Genomic DNA, 19,056 nt, shown 5'->3' on the forward strand with positions numbered 1-19,056 from the left:
CTTGGAGGAGACGGAACAGGACGGGAACCCGACCCCCGACACACCCCAGCCCGTCCACACCTCCTCGAACCCCGACCCGAACCCCGGCACCTCCCACCCGGCCCCAGACCAGGACCCGCCGCCGACGACGGAGAGCGACGGGAATCCGGTCCCCGGGGAGACCCCCGCGGACGGCGTCACCCTCCACAGCCGCACCGCCCCGGGCCAGTCCGACTTGGAGGAGACGGAACAGGACGGGAACCCGACCCCCGACACACCCCAGCCCGTCCACACCTCCTCGAACCCCGACCCGAACCCCGGCACCTCCCACCCGGCCCCAGACCAGGACCCGCCGCCGACGGTGGCGAGGCCCCGGAGCGCTTTCACCTCCTTCGCCCCCACCGGGGCCGTGAGCCCCGGGACGGAGAGCACGGGCGACGGACCGGGCGGGGGCGAGAAGACGGACGGCGACGGTTCAGGATCCGGTTCCGGCAACGGCGGCGACGAGGGCACCGCGATCGACCTCGACCGGCTGACGCAGTTCCGGGACAAGTTCGTGGTGCCGCTGCGGGAGGAGGTCAGCACGATGATGATGAAGTTCGCCAAGTACGGGGAGGCCTCGGCCGGCTCGGAGAGCGGCGGCACGGGCCACCTCATCCTCCTGGGCAACGCGAAGTACCTCCCCATCGCGGGCACGGTGGCCGGGGAGATCGACACGTCCATGGGCACCCTCTACCGGATCCTCGCCGACATGGAGAGCGAACTCCTCCTGGTCGAGGACCGGCTCAGCACGAACATGAGGGTCTTCATGGACCTGGAGGACGAGCAGAAGCTCACCGCGGAGGAGGTCGCCGCCATCATCGGCACGCCGTCCGCGGGCAGCGGTTCCGGCGGCGGCACGACCGAGAAGCCCTAGGACGGCGGCACGGGAGCGGGAGGAGGAGGCCATGCCGGAACTGCACGAGATCCTGAACATCTTCGCCGACAAGGAGGAGGGCGGGAAACACCCTCCGATGCCGGCCATGAGCACCATCATGGACCCGCCCTGGGTCGACCTGGGCCGTTACCACTTCTACCGCACGGACCACTTCATCAAGGGGTTCGACTTCGCGAACGTGGACCGCTGGTGGCGCTACGGCCACAACGTGCCGGTGGCCACCACCTACGGCGGAACGCCCATCTACGGCACGCGGTGGGACTACGCCGGCTACAAGATGCAGGACCAGCTGTGGACGGGTGACGACTCACCCGAGAGGAAGTTCCTGAACGGCCTGAACGACCTGGTCGGCGTCGCGGCCATGGCCACGGGCGACCTGGCCTCCACCAGCTACGACCAGAGCACGATCTGGGACGTGTCGGTGAACGCGGCGAGCCTGGACGACTTCCTCGAAACCTACGTGGGGAGCAAGGACTCCGGGCTGTTGCAGGCCTACCACAGCATCGACGTCCCCGAGAGCGCCATGCGCGGCTCGGCCGCCGCGGCCTTCGCCGCGCGCCTGTACGACCTGGCCATGCGGATGTCCGACCTGAGCATGCAGCTGCACCGCTTCCACAACGAGGTCAACAACCTGCGCGGTCCCCTGCTGGAGAAGCTCAGTGCCCTGGTCGAGGCCCGGGACAAGGCGTTCAGCGGGGCCAACAACACGATCAAGGCGACGCTCGACAACTGGTACAACAACGTCTCCGCGGGGTCGGAGGTCTGGAACTCCGAACGCGGACAGTTCGCGATCATGTACCACGCCGACCCGCCGACGTACGGGATCGTCGGTGACTCCATCACCGACCACAACGTCAACCAGGTCCTGAAGAAGCGCTGGCTGGACAACTACCAACCGGTCATCACCGCGGCCAACGACCTGTACACCACGATGCTGTCGCACTACCAGCAGACCTCGGTGGACCTGGTGCCGATCCGCGAACCGCTCGGCGGCCTGCCCCCGGGCTACTCGTCGCCCACCGGCCCCGGCGACGGGGACGGAACCCCCGACTGGCTCAAGGACCTCCTCAACAACAACCCACCGCCGGACGTCAACGGCCCCGGCGACGGGGACGGAACCCCCGACTGGCTCAAGGACCTCCTCAACAACAACCCGCCACCGGACGTCAACGGCCCCGGCGACGGGGACGGGGACGGAACCCCCGACTGGCTCAGGAACCTCCTCAACAACAACCCACCGCCGGACGTCAACGGCCCCGGCGACGGGGGTGGCGGTGGCAACGGCGATGGCGGCCCGGAACTCAACACCACCCCCTTCGACCTCACCGGTCCGGGAGGCGACGACCTCGGCGGTAACAACACTCCCCTGAACCTGTCCGGCCTCGGCACCAACGACGCGCCCAACGGCCTGGACGGCAACGGCAGCCCTCTGGACCTCACCGGCCCCGGAGGCGGCGACGGCCCGGGCGGAGCCGGAACGAACATCCCCCTCGTCTCCTCCGACCCCGGCCTGAACACCAACTTCGACACCGGGGACGGTATCGGCGGCACCGGCGGCGGCGTGCCGCCGCTCGGCGGCCTCATGCCGCCCGTCTCGGGCCCGGGCAGCACCAACGGACGCAACCGGGGCTCCGGCCCCGGGTTGAACACCAACTTCCCCTCCGTCGAACTGGACCCGGCGACCGGCCTACCCCTCAACCCGGACACCGGCGAGCCCTACCCCCTCGACCCCGACACCGGACTCCCCTACAACCCCGACACCGGCCTCCCGATCAACTACGACCCCGACACCGGCCAGGTCGACCTCATCGACCCCATCACCGGACAGCCGGTCACCTACGACCCCGGGACCGGCGAGTTCACCCCCATCGACCCCGCCACCCGCGAACCCCTGGACCTCGACGGTCCCGGGGGCGACGGCTCCGGCTACCAGCCGCCGGACTACTCGGACCTGGTGACGGACGACCCCGGTCTGGGCACCAACTTCGGCTCCGATTCCGACGGCCCCGGGATCAACCCGATCACCGGCGAGCCCTACGTCGTCGACCCGGAGACCGGGCTGCCCTACCCGATCGACCCCGAGACGGGCGAGCCGATCACCACGGGCTTCGACGTCTCCGGCCCCGGGCCCGACCCCACCTCCGGCATCCCGCGCCTGGAGAGCTCCGACCCCTACGGACTCAACTTCGGCGGCGCCGACGACGGATCGTCCGGCGGCGGCACGGGGGGCGCTCCGCGCACGGTCGACCGCTCCGCGCTGTTCAACAACCCGGTACCGAACGGGAGCCAGCTCCAGGCGGGCGGCGGCCCGGGGGCCCAGACCGGCGGCGAGAACGCCTCCGCCGCCACCAGCACCGACGCCACCGCGCCCTCCATGCCGATGATGCCGCCCATGATGGGCGGCATGGGCGGGGGCATGGGGGGCGGCGACTCCAACCGGGACCGGCAGCGCTCCACCTGGCTCAGCGAGGACGAGCGGGTCTGGGGCACCGCCAACGACAAGCACAGGTCCGTGCTCGGGCGACCCGTACCCGGACAGAACAAGAAGGGAACCACGCGCCATGAGTTCATCGATGCGGGCGCAGATGGAAGCGGAGTTGGCACGACTTCACACGACGATGGCGCAGCTCGCGGACGCAAGCGCAAGCCTGGAGGCGGCAACCGAAGAGGTCGTGGCCAAGAACAGGCTCGTGGGGGCGAAGGTGGACGCGACGGGCGAACTGATTGAGCTCAAGTTCCACACCCAGGCCTACCGCGACATGGCCCCGGCCGAGCTGGCCTCGGCGGTGACCGACGTGGTCAATCGCGCCCGGCGGCAGATGGCCGAACGGGTGGCGCAGGCCTACCACCCCTTCGTTCCGGAGGAGATCGACACCGACGCGGCCATGCGGGGGGAGCTGGACCCCGAGGAGGTCCTCCGCCGGATGGGCGTGTCCCTGGACGACCTGAAGTGAGACCTGCCGCGCACCCGCGCACGCACCAAGGAGAACGACCGTGACGAGTGAACCCGGCAAGGGGCTCTCCGCCTTTCCCGAGGGCATGAACAGGGACGGCTCGCGGATCCACGACGCGGCCGACTACACCGACGAGATCAACGCCTGGTACACCGCCTCCCGCGCCGCCATGGGGATTCCCTGGGGCACCAAGGGCGAGTACGCCGAGCAGATGGCGAAGATCTTCGTCCCGCTGGAGGAGAACTTCCGCACGTACCTGGACTTCCTGGTCAGGGCGCAGCGCGACGCGGCGGACCGCACGATGCGCACGGCGGGCAACTTCGGCAACGCCGAGGAGGAGAACGTGGACATCTCCTCGCGTGTGCACCCCGGCACCGGACCCGGTTCCGGAGGCCGCAGATGACCCCCGCCCCCGGTGCCCGGCGGCGCGCCCCCCGAAGGAGAGGCGATGTCTGACAACCCCCACGCCCAGAAGGCCCAGGAGGCCGCGGCGGACTTCCGCGCCGCGCTCTCGGGGGAGGCCGGCCAGCGGGCCTCCGCCGAGCCGCGCACCGTGCGTCCCGCGCCCGCCGACGGGGCCGTCCCGGAGTCCCCCGACCCGCGGGAGGCACCGGCGGAGGAGCCGCCCGCGCCGCGGATCAGCGGGACCCTCGCCGAGGCCGCCGCGGGCTCCGTCCCCGCGGCCGCCGAACCGCTGGACCGGCCGGGCAAGCCCCTCCTGGCCGGAGCGGCCATCGCCGGACTCCTGCTCGTCGCGGCGCCCTTCGCCGTGACCACGGGAGTCCCGGCGCTGACACTGGACGCCTCACCCCTGTCCTTCGGCGCGGACACGGCCGCGGGCCCGGGGCCCGGACCGGTCCCGGAGGCCCAGGCGCAGGGCGCGGCCGCGGACGCCTCCGCCGGAGGGACGGCCACGACCACCGCCCCCCAGCCGCCGCCCGCCGAGACGGGCGGGTACGTGCCGGAGATCCGCGAGGACGGCGGCCCCGCCCCCTCCCTGCCCGACCCGGGAACCGACGGCGGCGCCCGGGGCGGCGCGGTCGAGACCAGCCCCGCCGAACGCGGCGGTCCGACGGCGGAGACCGCCGCCGGCGACCCGCAGGCCCCGGCGGGGGACGCCGGGGGGACCCCGGACGCCGCCGGGGAGACGGTCGGACGGGACCTGGAACCGGACGGGGACACTCCCCCGGTCGAGGGGGAACCCGAAGGCGTCCCCGCCTCCGGGGAGGACGCCGCCCCCGGGGAGGACACCCCCGGCGGAACCGAGCAGGACCCCGCCACCGGGACCGACGGCGGAACGGACGCCCAGGAGCAGGACGCCGGCGGCGCGGAGGCCACCGGGGACACCGCTCCGGACCCGCGGACCGGCACCGAAACCCAGACCGGTGCCGAGGCCCAGAACGGCACCGAGCCGCAGGGCGCCGCCCCCGGCCCCCAGGACGCCGCCGCCCCCGAGACGCTCACCTCGCCCCCGGAGGACGACGGCTCGGTCCTGGAGAACGCCCTCGCCCAGGCCGCCACCGAACCCGAGCCCTACCTGGCGGTGGCCGGGCCCGGCTGCCTGACCACCCCCGGGGCCTCCTACACGCGGGAGGGGCGCTGGGACAGCGCCGAGGGGACCACCAGCTGGGCCACCCGCCCCGGCGGGTACGCGCAGGAGGGCTGCGACGGCGGCTATGAGGCGATCCCCGTCTCGGGCGACCCCGAACGCGGCGACGGCCAGTACGCGGCCTGGACCTTCGCCCCCGGCGGCGCCGGGGCCGTGTGCGACCTCTACGTCCACGTCCCCGACGACGAGAGCCCGCTGTGGGTCGCCTCCGGGGAGGCCCGGTACCAGATCTTCCCCGGCTCAGCCGCCGAGGGGGAGGCCGCCGCCGTCTTCGGCTTCGACCAGTCCGAGGTCCGCGGCGGCTGGGTCCAGGTGACGGGGTTCACCTCACCGGCGGAGGAGTTCACCGTCCAGCTCACCAACGCGGGCGCGAACGCCCTCGCGGACCAGGAGCACACGAGCGCGCACGTGGCCGCCTCGGCCGTACGCGCGTCCTGCTCCTGACCCCCATCGGCGGGGCGGCCGTGCCGCCCCGCCGCCACGCGGCCCCAACGGGCCAGAACAGAGGAAGGCAACGATGACCAGGCAGCTCCTCACCGTCGACCCGGAGGGCCGGGACGGCCACGCGACGATCACCGCCGCGGTGGAGGCCGCCCGGGGAGGCGCGCTCATCACCATCGCCCCGGGCCGCTACGAGGAGAGCCTCGTCCTGCGCAAGGTGCTCACCCTGGTGTCCCGGGACGGGCGCGGCAGCGTGGAGGTCATCGCCTCCTCCCGCAGCGCCGTGGTCTCGGGCGCCGAGGCGGTCAAGCTCTCCGGGCTGGTGCTGCGCGGCCGGGACTCCGAGCACCCCGCGGTGGACATCCCCGCCGGGCAGGTGGAGATGGCCGACTGCGAGGTGGACGGCGCCGCGTGGACCGCGGTGTCGGTGCGCGGCACCGGCGCGCTCGCCATGCGCGAGAGCCGGGTCACCTGCTCGGCCGGCGCGGGCATCGTGATCACTTCCGCCGGGCCGAGCACGGTCGAGGACTGCGTGGTCGAGGAGGTCGACACCAGCGCCCTGGTGATCGGTGAGCGGGGACGGCCGGCGATCCGCTCCTGCGTGCTGCGCGACGCCGGGGGCAACGGCGTCTTCGCCAGCGGGGAGGCCGCCGGGTCGATCGAGGACTGCGAGATCACCGGGACGAAGAAGCCCGCGGTGGCCCTGGAGGACGGCGCCGCCACCTTCCTGCGCGGCCTGCGCGTGCACCGCGTCGAGGGCGACGGCCTGGTGCTGGCCAGCCGCGCCCGGCCGGTGGTGGAGGACTGCGTGGTCGAGGAGGCGGGCGGTCGCGGGGTGGCCGTCCACAGCGGCGCCGATCCCCAGGTGGCCCGGGTGCGCGTGGTGCGCGCCAAGGAGGCCGCCATCCACGTGTGGGGGCGGGCCCGCGGCGTCTTCACCGACTGCGAGGTGGAGGAGGCGGGCAAGGACGCGGTGCTCGCCGAGGAACGGGCCTCCACCGCCTTCCTCGGACTGTCGGTCCGCGGCGGCGGCGGGCTGCGCCTGGAGGGCGACAGCGCGGCCGAGTTCGACCGGGGTCTGGTCACCGGCACGACGGGGCCCGGCGTGGTGGTCGGCGCGTGCACGCCGTTCCTGCGCGCGACGGCGATCACCGACACCCGGGGCCAGGGTGTGGTGTTCGGCCGGGGCGCGCGCGGGCGCCTGGAGGACGTGACGCTGGAGCGCACCGGCAAGAGCGCGGTGTCCGTGGAGGAGGAGGCGCACCCGCAGCTGGAGGGGGTGCAGATCTCGGGCAGCCGCGAGACGGGGATCGCGGTGGGCTCCGGGGGCGAGGCCGACGTGCGCGACTGCGACGTGTCCGGGTGCACCGGCGACGGGATCGCGGTGCGCGGCGGCGGCCGGATCACCGTGCTGCGCACGCGCGTCTACGACGGACGGCGCAACGGCGTCCTGGTCGCGGCCGGGGCCAGCGCTACGCTGCGACGCTGCGAGGTGTTCGGCAACGGCGCCGACGGCATCCTCGTGCACTCCACCGAGGACGTGGCGGTGGAGGACTGCTCGGTCCGCTCCAACGGCCGTTCGGGGCTGCGCCAGACCGTGGCCAGCGAACGCGTGCGCACCGAGGAGCTGCTCAGCCACGGCAACGGTGCGCCGGACGCCTTCGGCGAACTGGCCGGGACCCCGGTCCCCGCGCCCGCCGCTCCCCCGCCCGCGGAGGAGGACCCCGGGGAACAGACGGGTCCGATGCTGGAACTGGACGCACTGGTGGGCCTGGGCAACGTCAAGCACGAGGTCAGGACCCTCGTCACCCGCAACCAGATGGCCCAGCGCCGCGCCGAGATGGGGCTGCCCACACCGCCGATGAGCAGGCACCTGGTCTTCGGCGGCGCCCCGGGCACCGGCAAGACGACCGTGGCCCGGCTCTACGGCCAGATCCTGGCCGAACTGGACGTGCTGCGCTACGGACACGTCGTGGAGGTGGCGCGCGCCGACCTGGTCTCGCAGTACGTGGGCGGCACCGCGATCAAGACCACCGAGGTGTTCGAGCGGGCCAAGGGCGGCGTGCTGTTCATCGACGAGGCCTACACGCTCTCCAGCGGCGGTGAGGGCGGCAGCGGCCCCGACTTCGGCCGGGAGGCGATCGACACCCTGGTCAAGCTCATGGAGGACCACCGCGACGAGGTCGTGGTCATCGTCGCCGGGTACACCGAGGACATGGACCGCTTCCTGGCGGCCAACCCGGGCCTGGCCTCGCGGTTCAGCAAGACCATCGAGTTCCTCAACTACGAGGTGGACGAACTGGTGGAGATCGTGCGCCGGATGTGCGAGGCGCACAGCTACCGGATGGCCCCCGAAACCCTGGAGGCCCTCCGGGCGCACTTCGAGCGCGTGCCCAAGGGCCCGGCCTTCGGCAACGGCCGCGAGGCCCGCAAGGTGTTCGAGGAGATGATCGACCGGCAGGCGTTCCGCCTCGGCGGGTCCTCCCCCGACGACCCCGAGTCGCTCACCCTCCTGCTGCCCGAGGACCTGGGCGCGGCGGCCCAGGAGGAGGACACACCCAGCCGGGGCGACCGGATCGCGGCCCTGCGCGAGGAGCTGGACTCCATGGTGGGGCTGGCCTCGGTGAAGGAGACCGTCAACGACCTGGCCAACCTGCTGCTGATGTCGGAGCAGCGGCGTTCCATGGGGCTGCCGGTGGCGCCGATGAGCCACCACCTGGTCTTCGCCGGTCCCCCCGGTACCGGTAAGACCACCGTGGCCCGGCTCTACGGGCGCCTGCTGCACACCCTGGGGGTGCTGCCGGGCGGCCAGGTGGTGGAGTCGGCCCGTTCGGACCTGGTGGGGCGCTACGTGGGCCACACCGCGCAGCTGACCGCCGAGGTGTTCGAGCGGGCCCGGGGCGGGGTGCTGTTCATCGACGAGGCCTACACCCTGGCGCCGCGCTCGGCGGGCAACGACTTCGGCCAGGAGGCGATCGACACCCTGGTCAAGCTCATGGAGGACCACCGCGACGAGGTCGTGGTCATCGTCGCCGGGTACACCGCCGAGATGCAGCGGTTCCTGGACTCCAACCCGGGTCTGGCCTCACGGTTCAACCACCGGGTGGAGTTCCCGAGCTACAGCGACCAGGAGCTGGTGACCATCGTCGAGCGCATGGCGCGGGGCTCGGGCTACACCTGCGCGCCGCCGACGTCGGCGGCGCTGCTGGAGCACTTCTCCCGCATCGCGCGCGACGCCAACTTCGGCAACGCCCGCTACGCGCGCCAGGTGATGGAGCGGATGATCACCCGCCAGGCGGGGCGGCTGGTCAACGGTGCCGCGAACGCATCCCGGGAGGACTTCACCACCCTGCTGCCCGAGGACATCCCGGCCCCGTGACCCGGAGGCGGCGCCGTACCGGGCGCCTACGGCGCTCCGGCCGTACCGGCGCGCGGCGCGCCGCCGCCTCCGCGGGGTGTCTCGCTGCGGTGGGAGCAGCCGCGTTCGGGGCCGAGCCCGAAGTAGTGGCGGAAGTTGTAGACCAGCGGACTCCAGGCGTCCGGATCGACGTGCTGCGTACCGGGTACGACGATGTCCGGGTGGGCGTGCACCCTCTCCACGAGGGCCTCGGCGATGACGAAGGCCCCGGACCCGTCCGGCCGCACGCGTTGGACCCGGGCCTCCAGCTGCAGCGGGCACCGGGCCACCCGCGGCGGCCGGACCGCCAGCGAGGGCTCGGGGAGCAGCCCCGAGGCGGCGAACTTGTCCGGCTCGAAGCGGCAGCCCGCGGGTTTGTCCTCCGGTACCGGGTACCTGCCGGTGAGTGGCGCCAGCCGTTCCACGTGCCGCCACTGGCCGGGCGAGGGCAGGTTGATCACCGCCTCCGGCCGCTCCGCGAGGTTGCGGGCCGTCTGGCCGCCCGCTCCGAGGCCGAGCACGACCAGGCGTCCCAGCGCCCACGCCGACGACATCGGGGCGAGGTTGAAGGTTCCGTCGGGGTTCTCCGTGGACAGGAGCACGACCGGCGTTCCGAAGTACAGGATGCTCGGCTCGATGGCCACGTGGCCGGTACCGGCGGAGGACGTGTCCGTGTGTGCGGTAGTCATGGCGACCATCCTGGAGCCGTGGCACTTCGCCCCCGACCCAAGTGCGGTGCCCGTGAGGCGGCCCGCGCCCGGGGACGTGGCGGACCGCTCACCGGGTGCCGGGTGCCGCCCACCGGAGGGGCGGCCTGGGCGCGGCCGCCGGGCTGGCGACGGATCAGGACAGGGCGGCCCGGACCCGCCCGGCCACCTCGGCGTCCCTCAGGAAGGCGGTGTGCCCCACGCAACCGACCCGCTGGTTGTCGGCACCGTTCAGGGTGACGTTGAGCGAGGGGCGCACGACGAGGTCGCACAGCGAGCGGAGGGTCGTGTACCGCGCGCCGCCCGGGGTGGGGTCGCCCGCGTTGAGCTGGGCCAGGAAGTCCGACCCCACGACCACCTCCTGGCACGAGGGCGAGGTGCGCACGCACGGCAGTTCCACGGTCGAGCCCTGGTTGGGCCCGGCCAGGGAGACCCAGTCACCGACGCTCTCGTGCCCGTCGAGGAACCGCAGGTACCAGCGCGAGGACAGGCTGCCCATGGAGTGCGCGACCAGGTCGACCCGGCTCGCCTCGGTCTCCGCCAGGATCCGGTCGACCTCCCGGTCGATGAGTGCGGCGGTCTGCCTGTTCGAGGCGTCGTAGTCGTAGCTGATCGCGTACAGCTCGTCGCGGGCCCACCCGTGCCGGGTCAGGTCGTCGATCAAGGCGTCCCAGTTCGTGGCGTCGCCGCTGTACCCGTGCACGAAGAGGACGGGATCGCGTTCCCGGGCCTGCGCGGGCAGTGCGAACACGGACACGAGGACCAGCGCGGTCAGGACGGGAGCGAGGAGGAACCGCATCGGTGGCTCCTTTCGGTGAGGGAACCATGATTCTCCGTGGCTCCGCGGCGGTGCGCATCCGGCAAACCACGCGTCGGGTGCCACTCCGTCAGAACCCGGCCCGCATCACTGACACGCTGCCCCCCGCCGCACGGCGCGGGGCCGGTTAGCGTGTCCGCCATGACGACGAAGCCCCTCTCCCTGCACGTCGCCGACGCGGCGCTCTCCCCCGACCCGCTCGACCCCGCACAGATCGTGGCGGGCGATCCCGTGGTGACCTCGGCGGTGCTGTGGGAGTCCGCCGACGGCACCCAGAGCCGGGGCGTCTGGCAGATCACCCCCGGCGTGGTGACCGACACCGAGACCGACGAGATGTTCGTCGTGCTCTCCGGTCGGGCGACCGTCGAGGTCGAGGGCGGCCCCACCCTGGAGTTCGGCCCCGGCGACGTGGGCCTGCTGCGCGAGGGCGACCGGACCACGTGGACGGTGCACGAGACCCTGCGCAAGGTCTACCACTCGTCCGCGACGGGCTCCTGACCGCGCGGTCGGCGCGATGCTCGTACGGGCCGCCCCGGACGGGGCGGCCCGTACGGGGTTCAGTGGGCGCCCTCCTCCCCACCGCGGAAGGAGGCGACCGCGCCGTCCAAATTCTCCTCCACGGCCTCCCTCCCCTCCTCGGCGGGCCCCCGGGAGATCACCGCGAAGGCGGTTGCGCCCTCGCTGAAGGCCGTGGCGAGTACATGCTCGACCGGGTCCGTGCCGGAACGGTACTCGAAGGCCGGTTCGCGTTGCCGCCACTCCTCCTCCGGCGCCGCGAAGACCTCCTCGAACCCCTCCTCGGCACGGGCGGGCACGCGCACCCGCTCCTCCAGGAGGTCGGACAGGGCCTCATCGCCGCCCGGCGTCCACAGGACCACCACCCGGAAGCGGTCATCGTCGACCCGGGTGAAGACCCACTCCTCCTCCTTTTCCTCCGCCAACTCCCAGGAGTCGTCCTCGGCCAGGAAGGTGAACCCCACAACCTCGGGCGAGGCGTCCCCGAGGTCCGGTTCGGTGGGCGAGGGCTCCTCCGTGGGCTCCTCCTCGCCCTCGGGAGCAGACGCCGGGGGCTCGTCCGGGGAGTCGGTCTCCGACGATCCTCCGTCGCCACCCCTGCCGTCCGCTCCGCTCCCGCCGCCGACGGTCTCCCGTGCACCGGCTTCCTCCCGCGCCCCCTCCCCGGGCTCCTCCGGATCGGGCACGCGGGAGAAGTCCTCCTCGTCGGAACTCCACTCCCCGCCGTCGGCCGGGTCGGCCTCCCACGTCTCCGACCCCGCTGGGGCGTCGGCCAGGGGCGGGAGCTGGTCCCCTGTCTGCGCCGTGGCCGCCGACGCCGTTCCCAGCGCGAGGGCGACCGCGGTGATCCCGACCGCCGCACCCAGCGGAGGACGGGTCTCCTCGGCCTCGCTCAGGGGCTGTTCGGGGGGGCGCCGCCAGCGCTGGCGGTCATCGTCCCAGACGGGCCTGTCGGTCATCGCATGTCTTCCTTCCAGAGGGGTTCTCGCCGTGGCGGCCGTGGGCCGCGTGTCCGTCAGTCCTGTCCACGCGGGGCTTCCAACGCGCACAGGAAGCCGTAGAGGTCACGTACCGCGCCGCTGTCGCGCGCCATGCCCTCCAGGAGCGCACTGCCGCCGCGCAGCAGGGAGAGCAGGTGCCGCAGGATCCCTGGACGCACCTCTCCGGCGTCCTCGATCTCCTGCTGGGCCCGGGCCAGCTCGCCGTCGACCGCCGCGGACTCGAACGTCCGCCCCGAGTCGGCCAGAGTACGGCGCACCTCGGCCAGTCCGGTCAGCACGCGCGCGGAGGTGCCGCTGAGGCGGACCGAGGAGTCGATCGCCTCGGCGTCCTCCGCGGAGGCCACCGCGCCTCCGGTCATGTGGCCGCCCACCAGTACCTGCCCCGGGGGGATGGAGACCGGGAGGGCCCCGGGCGGGGTCAGTTCGGCCTCCGTGGGCGCGCCCTCCCTCCGGGAGCGGTCCTCGGCCCGCGCCCGGGGTCCGGTCGCCACGGCGCCGCCGGTCATGGAACCGACGACGTAGATCCCTCCGGGGGCTGGTCGCCGCTCGTCCTCGCCGGGGATCTGCGCGTCTCGGGTCATGGTGTGGCTCCCTTACCGTTGTCGTCGGACCCGCGCCGCGAGGAGTTGTCCGCGGCACGGGAGTTCTCGCCCGTGGCGATGGCGCCACCGTTCACCGATCCGTCGACGAAGACGCCGCCCTCGCCGATGTTGACGATCTGCCTCTGGAACTCGTCCGTCTCGTAGCCCGCCGCCCGGAGCGCCTGAAGGACCCCCTCACCGATGCGTGCCTGGAGGGTCTTGACGTAGCGGACCACGTCCATCCGCTGGAACAGGGACAGTTCTCCGGTGGCCGTGTACTCCCGCATGCTGAAGGAGGGGCCCCGGACCCGCCGTCCGAGCCCGTCGCGGTGGGCCTCCCGGAACGGTGCGGGGGGCGGCAGGAGTGCTCCGAGCCCCCGCAGCCCCCGCTCCCGTCGCAGCCACGCCTCCGTGTCGGAGTCCGTGTCCACACCCGAGGTGAGCGCGTCGACGAGCGCGGCCATGACCGTGAACTCCAGTCCCAGGGGCGCCAGCACGTGGGGGGCCACCTCCAGCAGGAGGATCCCGCCCTGGGTGTGCACCCGGACGAAGACGGTGATGACCACGTGCTCGTCCCACCCGGCCACGCGGATGCGGAGGAAGTGGCGGCGCCCCTCCCCGCCCTCGCCGACGGCGGCCCTCATGTGGTGAGCCACCCCGTCGTCCTGGACGGTACCGGTCGGCAGCCGGCTGCGGTCGGACCCGTGCGGCAGAGGGCCGGGCAGGTACACGCACTCGGCTACCTCCAGCGCGCCGAGGCGGTCCCGGTTGCTCTCGGCCGCGGACCGGGACAGGGCCTCCAGTTGGGGCCGCACCAGGTCGATGATCACGCGTTCGTCCGGCGGCCCGTCCGCTTCCAGCGCCTTCCCGCCCTCGCGCCGACGGAGCTCCTGGACCAGGGTCCACTGCCTCAGGGGCTGTCCGGCGCCGAGGAAGGGGTCGGAGGGGTTGTAGACGGTCAGGGAGGAGTACTGCTCCCGGGCTATCCGTCTCAGGAGCGGGGAATGGCGCGTGGGAACGCCTTTGGGGGTGTGGCCGGTGAAGGTCTCCTCACTGAGCTCCTCGGCCAGGATCCGCAGCACGCGGCGGCGGTGGGCCCTGCGCGCCAGTCCGGGCAAGAGACGGTCGTCCACGGAGCGCACGAGCCGGGCCGCGTCCCGTCCCAGCTCTCCTCCCAAGAACCAGGGGAGGGCACGAGCGACGGCGACCAGGCACACGACGACCGTGAGCAGGACGAGCCAGACCGGACCGCGCCCCATGACGAACGCGTCGACGAGTCCGAGCACCAGCCACACGAGGAAGGCCATGAGCGCGACCACCCCCAGCACCTGGGCCTGTGCCTCCCTACGGGCGAACTCCTGGTCGATCTCCCGCGCCCTCAGGCAGTGCGCGACGACGGGGACCGCGTCGAACCCGTAGGAGGGGGCGGTGACGCGTTCCGGCTCCTCCACGATCCGGCGGACGACGGTGTCGCGGAACACGCGGTCGAGATAGGCGCCCAGGCACAGGCGGCGGGTGACTTCGGGGGAGGTGCCCCGGGGAGGGTCCGCCGCGAACTCCGGGCGCTCCGGGACGGGGTCCAGGGGAACGGTGACCGTGTCAGCCACGGCGCACCGCCTCGAACACGACGTGCCCGGTGGGGATCGGCGCGGTGGCCGGACCCGCGGTCGCGTCCGCCGACCAGGACGAGGGCCGGGGCACGCGCAGGTGTGCCGCGGCCCGATAGCCCTTCGCCGGGTGAGCCACCTCGATCGCGCTGAAGGCGCGGGGGGACAGGAGGGTGTAGCCGCCGAGCACGGCGTCCTCGTAGGCGCGCGTGGTCAGTCCCACGACGAGCAGGGTGATGTCGGGATCGGCACCGGCCAGGGCCTCCTTCAGCGCGGGAGCGTCCAGCAGGCGGTGGGTGTCGGTCATCGCCGTGCCGATGCCGTCCCCCGGTTCGGCTCCGCCGCTGTCGGGCAGCGGCCCCAGCCCGAGGGCGGCGCGCATGCGCAGGCGCAACTCGCGGTCCTCGAAGGCCAGATGGGGCTGGGCGTCGTCCAGCACCCCCTGGAGTTCGTCCATCAGGGGGTGGATGAGCAGAGGCAGGTACTCCGGCGGAACGCCGACCATGTAGCCGTCCCCGGTGTGTTGGGGAAACGAGCAGCGGTGCCAGAGATCGCCGAGCCCGGAGCGGCCGAAGGCCTCCTCCAGGACGTCCCGCACAGTGATGTTGAGGATCTTCTGGTGGGCGGAGGACGTGCGGGAGAACCCCTCCGCGTCGAGCGCCAGCACGGCGCGGAAGGGTGGCATCGGACGGCTCGTGCGCCGGTCCCGGCGAGGAATCTTCGCCATGGTGGGTGTGGACTCCTGGAAACGAGTGGGCTCGCGTTGCCCCGTGTGGCAACGCGGTCCCATCACACCCGGTGTGCCAGGGGCCAATACCCAGAAGTGTGCTTTCGGGGGACCGTTTTTCACCGGTGCGCCCGGAATTCAGCTGGTGGGCTGTCCCTCGGCCGCGTCCGCCGCTCGGCGCAGCTCCTCCGCGCTGTGGATCACCAGTTTCCTGCGGCGGGTGGAGACGACCCCCTCCTCCCTCAGCCTCCGAAGCTCTCCCTGCACCCAGGACAGGGAACGCCCCAGGGCGTCGCCGAGCTCGCGCTGGGTCAGGTGCAGTTCGATTCCGCGCTCCCCGCCGTCACCGGCGGCCAGCGGCGTGGACAGCCTGATCATCGTCTCCGCCATCCGCTGACGCGAGGTGAGCGCGGCCATCTGGGTTCGCAGCGCCTCACTCTCCTGCTGTCTGCGCACGCTGTGCTCCCACAGGGCACGGTCCAGGTCCATGCTGCGGATCAGGTGGCGGAAGGTCCTCCCCCTGATCACGTGGGTGGTGCAGCCCTCGCGAGTACTGCGCACCGTGGCGGTACGCGGCAGGCCGGACATGACCGACATCTCGCCGAGGACCTCCCCCGGGCCGCGTACCGCGATCGGGGTCTCCACCCCCTCGCGCATGAGGACGGAGACCTTGACGCTGCCCCTGACCAGGAGATGGACGGTGTCGTCCCGTTTCCCCTGCTCCATGACACAGTCGGACTCGGAGTGGACCCTGACGGATCCGGCCCGCAGCAGCGACTCCCACTGGGCGTCGCCCAGAAGGCCGCCAAAACCCTGCCTTGCCACCTTTCGCACCTCCGAGGAAAACCCGGCATCACGCAACCATGGTGGGTGACACCGGACCCGGGGTCCGCGGATCGCGCAGGGCGTTGCCCAAAGGTGACGTCACATGACAGGACCTACCGTCAAGGGGCCGGCGGGTTCCGGTGCGGCTCGGCGGCGGAGGGCGGTCGACCGTCGGCACGACGAAAGGGGCCCACCCTCGGGTGGACCCCTCACTAACCTGCTACTGCTCTGTCGGGACGGCGGGATTTGAACCCACGACCCCTTGACCCCCAGTCAAGTGCGCTGCCAAACTGCGCTACGTCCCGTGTGCCGCGCGGGCGGCCGTTCCGGCCCCGCCGACGGGAAGACTCTACCGCATCCACGGCGGCGCCCGCACCACGGTCACGGTGCGGCGGCCCCGGCGCGCTGGAGGCCCCGGGTGCGCAAGAACGGTCAGGCGCCCGCACCCCCTCCCCGAACATACTGGTCGCATGACCGAGCCCACCCAGGGGCGGGACCGCCTGCGCGCGCTGCTCGACGCGGTCCTGGCCGAGGACAACACCCGCCTCACCGACATGGCCGACCAGGCCTACACCTCGCCGTTCCACTTCTCCCGCAGGCTGACCCGCGACACCGGGGAGTCCCCGGTCGCGCTGCGCCGCCGCGTGCTGCTGGAGCGCGCCGCCTGGCAGATCGGCCAGGGCAGCAGCGTCACCGACGCCGCGTTCGCGGCCGGATACGAGTCCGTCGAGGGGTTCACCCGCGCCTTCGGACGGGCCTTCGGTTATCCGCCCAGCACCACCACACCCGGCAGCGGCACCTGGCTGCCCGCGCCCAACGGCATCCACTTCCACCCCCCGGTCCACCTGTGGGTCGAGGACGCACCGAAGGACCGGCCCGGCATGGACGTGACCGCCCTGCAGGTCCACCACGACGTGGACGACACCGCCCGCCTGCTCCGCCTGGCCGCGACGCTGCCGGAGGAGGCCTACCGGCGCGTCCGCGCGCCCGGACAGACCGTCCTGGAGTGGGACGGCCCCGAGGAGTCGGTCGCCGCCGTGCTCGACCACCTGGTCCGGACCAAGGAGGTGTGGCTGGCCTCGATCGAGGGCGCCGACCTGCCCGGGCGCGGCGCGGACGACGCGGCGGCGCTGACCGAACGGCACGCCGACGCCGGGGCCCGCTGGATCGCCGCGGTCGAGGACATCGGCCGCCGCGGTGCCTGGGGCGACCGGCTGGTCGACGCCCTGTGCGACCCGCCCGAGAGCTTCGTCCTCGGCAGCGTCGTCGCGCACGTCCTGACCTTCTCCGCGCACCGCAGGCAGCTCGTGCGCCACATGCTGCGCGCCGAGGGCGTGAAGGTCGACGAGGGAGACCCCATCGCCTGGCTACAGGACCGACACCACGACGGAGGTACACGGTGAGCAGGACGGTCTACAACACCGCGACGAGCCTGGACGGCTTCATCGCCACCGAGGACCACTCCCTGGAGTGGCTCTTCGCCGCCGACGGCGGCGACGCCCTCAACGAGACCGAGGACTTCATCCGCGGGGCGGGTGCGATCGTGACCGGCGCGAGCACCTACGAGTGGATCCTGCGCCACGAGGGCGACAAGCCCTGGCCCTACCAGGCGCCCACCTGGGTGCTGACCCACCGCGACCTGCCGCGGGTGGAGGGCGACCTGCGCTTCGCCAGCGCCGACACCGACCGGGAGCTGCGCGACCTGCACGCGCGGGTGGTCGCGTCCGCCGGAGGACGCGACGTCTGGGTGGTGGGCGGCGGCGGGATCGCCGCGTCCCTGGCCCGGCTGGGCCTGCTCGACGAGGTGGTCGTGTCCATCGCACCGGTCACCCTGGGGTCGGGTGCCCCGCTGATGGCCGGGCGCGTGGACCTGCGGGTGCTCGACGTGCACCGCGCCGGGGACTTCGCCTGCGCGCGCTACGAGGTGGTGCGTCCGTGAGGAGGGGGCGCCCCGCGGGGCGCCCTCAGCCCCGTTCCAGCCGCCGCAGGTGCTCGGCGGCGGCGGGAACCTCGTTCTCGCTGAAGACCGCGACGCCGTGCTCCAGCAGCAGCCTCGCGGTCACCCCCTCCCCGGGGCGCGTGCCCCCCGAGAAGGTGCCGTCGTAGACCCGGTGCAGGCCGCACGAGGGGCTGGACTCCTTGAGCAGGGCCACCGCCACGCCCCGGTCCCGGGCCGTGGCCAGGGCGGCGCGGGCCCCGGCCACGAAGTGGGCGGTCACGTCCTCCCCGGCGGCGGTGAGGATGCGCGCCCGTCCGGCGAGCACCTCGGCGGCGGTGGCGCCGGGCTCGATCTCGGCGGGCGGACGGGGCACCGGCAGGCCGCCCGCCACCTCGGGGCAGTGCACCACGAGGCGCCCCTCCTCGCGCCAGCGGTCGACCGCGGCGTCCCCCACCGTCTTGGCGCGCCCGTCGTAGCGCACGCGGCGCCCCACGAGGCAGGCGCTGACCAGCACCCTGTGCACGGCATCCCCTCCCGTCCCCCTCACGCTACCGGGCGGCGACACGGGCGAACCACGCCTTTCCCCGCTCCGGGTGATCGGACGCCCGTCTGGGACACACCTGGACGGGTCCAGCGAGGAGGGTACGTGAGCGAGTCGCGGTCACAGGGCCAGAACCGGCAGCGCGACCGAGTGGTACGACCTCGGCGTCTACAGCTGCCTGGCGGCCACCATCGGGCTGGTGTCCTACCCGGGGCGGACCCAGGCCGCCCAGCTCATCGCCGCCTTCACCACGTTCGCCGCCGTGTTCCCGGCGCGCCCCCTGGACGGCCCGTTCTTCGGCCCGCTCGGCGACCGGATCGGCCGCAAGCGCGTCCTGGCTGGAGTTCGGCACGGTCAGCGGCTACGTGGGCGGAGCGCCGGTCGTCACCGCGACGAGCCTGCTGATCGGCGCGGAGTCCATGCGGGACCGGGGGGTGGCGCGTGCCGTTCCTGCTGGCCCCGCCCTGACCGGACACGG

The 19,056-nt window shown here is 73.2% G+C and carries 16 protein-coding genes, 1 tRNA gene and 2 pseudogenes; 10 read left to right on the forward strand and 9 right to left on the reverse strand.

Translation table 11 applies throughout. The annotated features are described in order from the left end of the window. From FYW95_RS27510 to FYW95_RS00265, 6 genes and pseudogenes are all read left to right on the forward strand, one after another. Positions 1–895: pseudogene (locus FYW95_RS27510) on the forward strand (hypothetical protein); the annotation flags it as partial. A gap of 31 nt (positions 896–926) precedes the next feature. Next, entirely contained in the window at positions 927–3,644 is a 2,718-nt protein-coding gene (locus FYW95_RS27910; protein ID WP_236572028.1) for a hypothetical protein, read from the forward strand. Next, complete coding sequence (locus tag FYW95_RS00250; protein ID WP_236567634.1) at positions 3,589–3,870, forward strand: YbaB/EbfC family nucleoid-associated protein; 282 nt, start codon at positions 3,589–3,591, stop codon at positions 3,868–3,870. The genes FYW95_RS27910 and FYW95_RS00250 overlap by 56 nt, the downstream gene beginning before the upstream one ends. Before the next feature lie 40 nt (positions 3,871–3,910). Beyond that, on the forward strand, positions 3,911–4,273 hold the full coding sequence (locus FYW95_RS00255; protein WP_159941008.1) for a hypothetical protein: 363 nt from the start codon (positions 3,911–3,913) through the stop codon (positions 4,271–4,273). 45 nt (positions 4,274–4,318) lie between these two features. Then, positions 4,319–5,923, forward strand: a complete 1,605-nt coding sequence (locus FYW95_RS00260; protein WP_159941010.1) for a hypothetical protein — start codon at positions 4,319–4,321, stop codon at positions 5,921–5,923. A gap of 73 nt (positions 5,924–5,996) precedes the next feature. After that, positions 5,997–9,299: a right-handed parallel beta-helix repeat-containing protein gene (locus tag FYW95_RS00265; protein ID WP_159941012.1), complete on the forward strand. Its 3,303-nt coding sequence runs from the start codon at positions 5,997–5,999 to the stop codon at positions 9,297–9,299. A 26-nt stretch (positions 9,300–9,325) separates the two neighbouring features. Here the strand turns inward: FYW95_RS00265 and FYW95_RS00270 are convergent, their stop codons facing one another. Both FYW95_RS00270 and FYW95_RS00275 read right to left on the reverse strand, forming a co-directional pair. After that, positions 9,326–10,006 carry a flavin reductase family protein gene (locus tag FYW95_RS00270; RefSeq protein ID WP_201294573.1) on the reverse strand — a complete coding sequence of 227 codons (681 nt, stop codon included), beginning with the start codon at positions 10,004–10,006 and terminating at the stop codon, positions 9,326–9,328. Positions 10,007–10,160: 154 nt separating this feature from the next. Further along, positions 10,161–10,823 carry an esterase/lipase family protein gene (locus FYW95_RS00275; protein WP_159941016.1) on the reverse strand — a complete coding sequence of 221 codons (663 nt, stop codon included), beginning with the start codon at positions 10,821–10,823 and terminating at the stop codon, positions 10,161–10,163. A 159-nt stretch (positions 10,824–10,982) separates the two neighbouring features. Here FYW95_RS00275 and FYW95_RS00280 point away from each other — a divergent pair, with 159 nt between their 5' ends. After that, entirely contained in the window at positions 10,983–11,339 is a 357-nt protein-coding gene (locus FYW95_RS00280) for a cupin domain-containing protein (protein ID WP_159941018.1), read from the forward strand. A gap of 59 nt (positions 11,340–11,398) precedes the next feature. Here the strand turns inward: FYW95_RS00280 and FYW95_RS00285 are convergent, their stop codons facing one another. The 6 genes from FYW95_RS00285 to FYW95_RS00310 form a co-directional block, all read right to left on the reverse strand. Then, positions 11,399–12,316, reverse strand: coding sequence for a hypothetical protein (locus FYW95_RS00285; RefSeq protein WP_159941020.1), 918 nt, complete (start codon positions 12,314–12,316; stop codon positions 11,399–11,401). 56 nt (positions 12,317–12,372) lie between these two features. Further along, complete coding sequence (locus tag FYW95_RS00290; protein WP_159941022.1) at positions 12,373–12,939, reverse strand: hypothetical protein; 567 nt, start codon at positions 12,937–12,939, stop codon at positions 12,373–12,375. Further along, positions 12,936–14,546, reverse strand: a complete 1,611-nt coding sequence (locus tag FYW95_RS00295) for a hypothetical protein (protein WP_159941024.1) — start codon at positions 14,544–14,546, stop codon at positions 12,936–12,938. The genes FYW95_RS00290 and FYW95_RS00295 overlap by 4 nt, the downstream gene beginning before the upstream one ends. Next, entirely contained in the window at positions 14,539–15,273 is a 735-nt protein-coding gene (locus FYW95_RS00300; protein ID WP_159941026.1) for a hypothetical protein, read from the reverse strand. Before FYW95_RS00300 ends, FYW95_RS00295 begins: the two co-directional genes overlap by 8 nt. 138 nt (positions 15,274–15,411) lie before the next feature. Continuing rightward, complete coding sequence (locus FYW95_RS00305; protein WP_159941028.1) at positions 15,412–16,098, reverse strand: Crp/Fnr family transcriptional regulator; 687 nt, start codon at positions 16,096–16,098, stop codon at positions 15,412–15,414. Between the two features lie 231 nt (positions 16,099–16,329). Next, positions 16,330–16,403, reverse strand: a tRNA-Pro gene (locus FYW95_RS00310). Between the two features lie 165 nt (positions 16,404–16,568). On the opposite strand from FYW95_RS00310, the gene FYW95_RS00315 reads away from it, so the two are divergent. Both FYW95_RS00315 and FYW95_RS00320 read left to right on the forward strand, forming a co-directional pair. Next, positions 16,569–17,501: a helix-turn-helix domain-containing protein gene (locus FYW95_RS00315; protein ID WP_159941030.1), complete on the forward strand. Its 933-nt coding sequence runs from the start codon at positions 16,569–16,571 to the stop codon at positions 17,499–17,501. Further along, entirely contained in the window at positions 17,498–18,037 is a 540-nt protein-coding gene (locus FYW95_RS00320) for a dihydrofolate reductase family protein (RefSeq protein ID WP_159941032.1), read from the forward strand. The genes FYW95_RS00315 and FYW95_RS00320 overlap by 4 nt, the downstream gene beginning before the upstream one ends. Positions 18,038–18,062: 25 nt before the next feature. Here FYW95_RS00320 and FYW95_RS00325 read toward each other — a convergent pair whose 3' ends face one another. Further along, positions 18,063–18,560 (reverse strand): 2-thiouracil desulfurase family protein, encoded by a 498-nt coding sequence (locus FYW95_RS00325; RefSeq protein ID WP_159941034.1) that lies wholly within the window; start codon positions 18,558–18,560, stop codon positions 18,063–18,065. A gap of 145 nt (positions 18,561–18,705) precedes the next feature. On the opposite strand from FYW95_RS00325, the pseudogene FYW95_RS27915 reads away from it, so the two are divergent. Continuing rightward, positions 18,706–19,043 (forward strand): annotated as a pseudogene (locus FYW95_RS27915) (MFS transporter); the annotation flags it as partial. Positions 19,044–19,056 lie beyond the last annotated feature (13 nt).

It is taken from the genome of Nocardiopsis sp. FR4 (assembly GCF_009830945.1).
Lineage (GTDB): Bacteria > Actinomycetota > Actinomycetes > Streptosporangiales > Streptosporangiaceae > Nocardiopsis.

Excerpts from the sequence above, each read along its gene's own strand:
- FYW95_RS00315 (WP_159941030.1), top strand. The coding sequence starts at position 16,569 with ATGACCGAGCCCACCCAGGGGCGGGACCGCCTGCGCGCGCTGCTCGAC.
- FYW95_RS00300 (WP_159941026.1), bottom strand. The coding sequence starts at position 15,273 with ATGGCGAAGATTCCTCGCCGGGACCGGCGCACGAGCCGTCCGATGCCA.
- FYW95_RS00285 (WP_159941020.1), bottom strand. The coding sequence starts at position 12,316 with ATGACCGACAGGCCCGTCTGGGACGATGACCGCCAGCGCTGGCGGCGC.
- FYW95_RS27910 (WP_236572028.1), top strand. The coding sequence starts at position 927 with ATGCCGGAACTGCACGAGATCCTGAACATCTTCGCCGACAAGGAGGAG.
- FYW95_RS00275 (WP_159941016.1), bottom strand. The coding sequence starts at position 10,823 with ATGCGGTTCCTCCTCGCTCCCGTCCTGACCGCGCTGGTCCTCGTGTCC.
- FYW95_RS00270 (WP_201294573.1), bottom strand. The coding sequence starts at position 10,006 with ATGACTACCGCACACACGGACACGTCCTCCGCCGGTACCGGCCACGTG.
- FYW95_RS00260 (WP_159941010.1), top strand. The coding sequence starts at position 4,319 with ATGTCTGACAACCCCCACGCCCAGAAGGCCCAGGAGGCCGCGGCGGAC.
- FYW95_RS00290 (WP_159941022.1), bottom strand. The coding sequence starts at position 12,939 with ATGACCCGAGACGCGCAGATCCCCGGCGAGGACGAGCGGCGACCAGCC.
- FYW95_RS00280 (WP_159941018.1), top strand. The coding sequence starts at position 10,983 with ATGACGACGAAGCCCCTCTCCCTGCACGTCGCCGACGCGGCGCTCTCC.
- FYW95_RS00265 (WP_159941012.1), top strand. The coding sequence starts at position 5,997 with ATGACCAGGCAGCTCCTCACCGTCGACCCGGAGGGCCGGGACGGCCAC.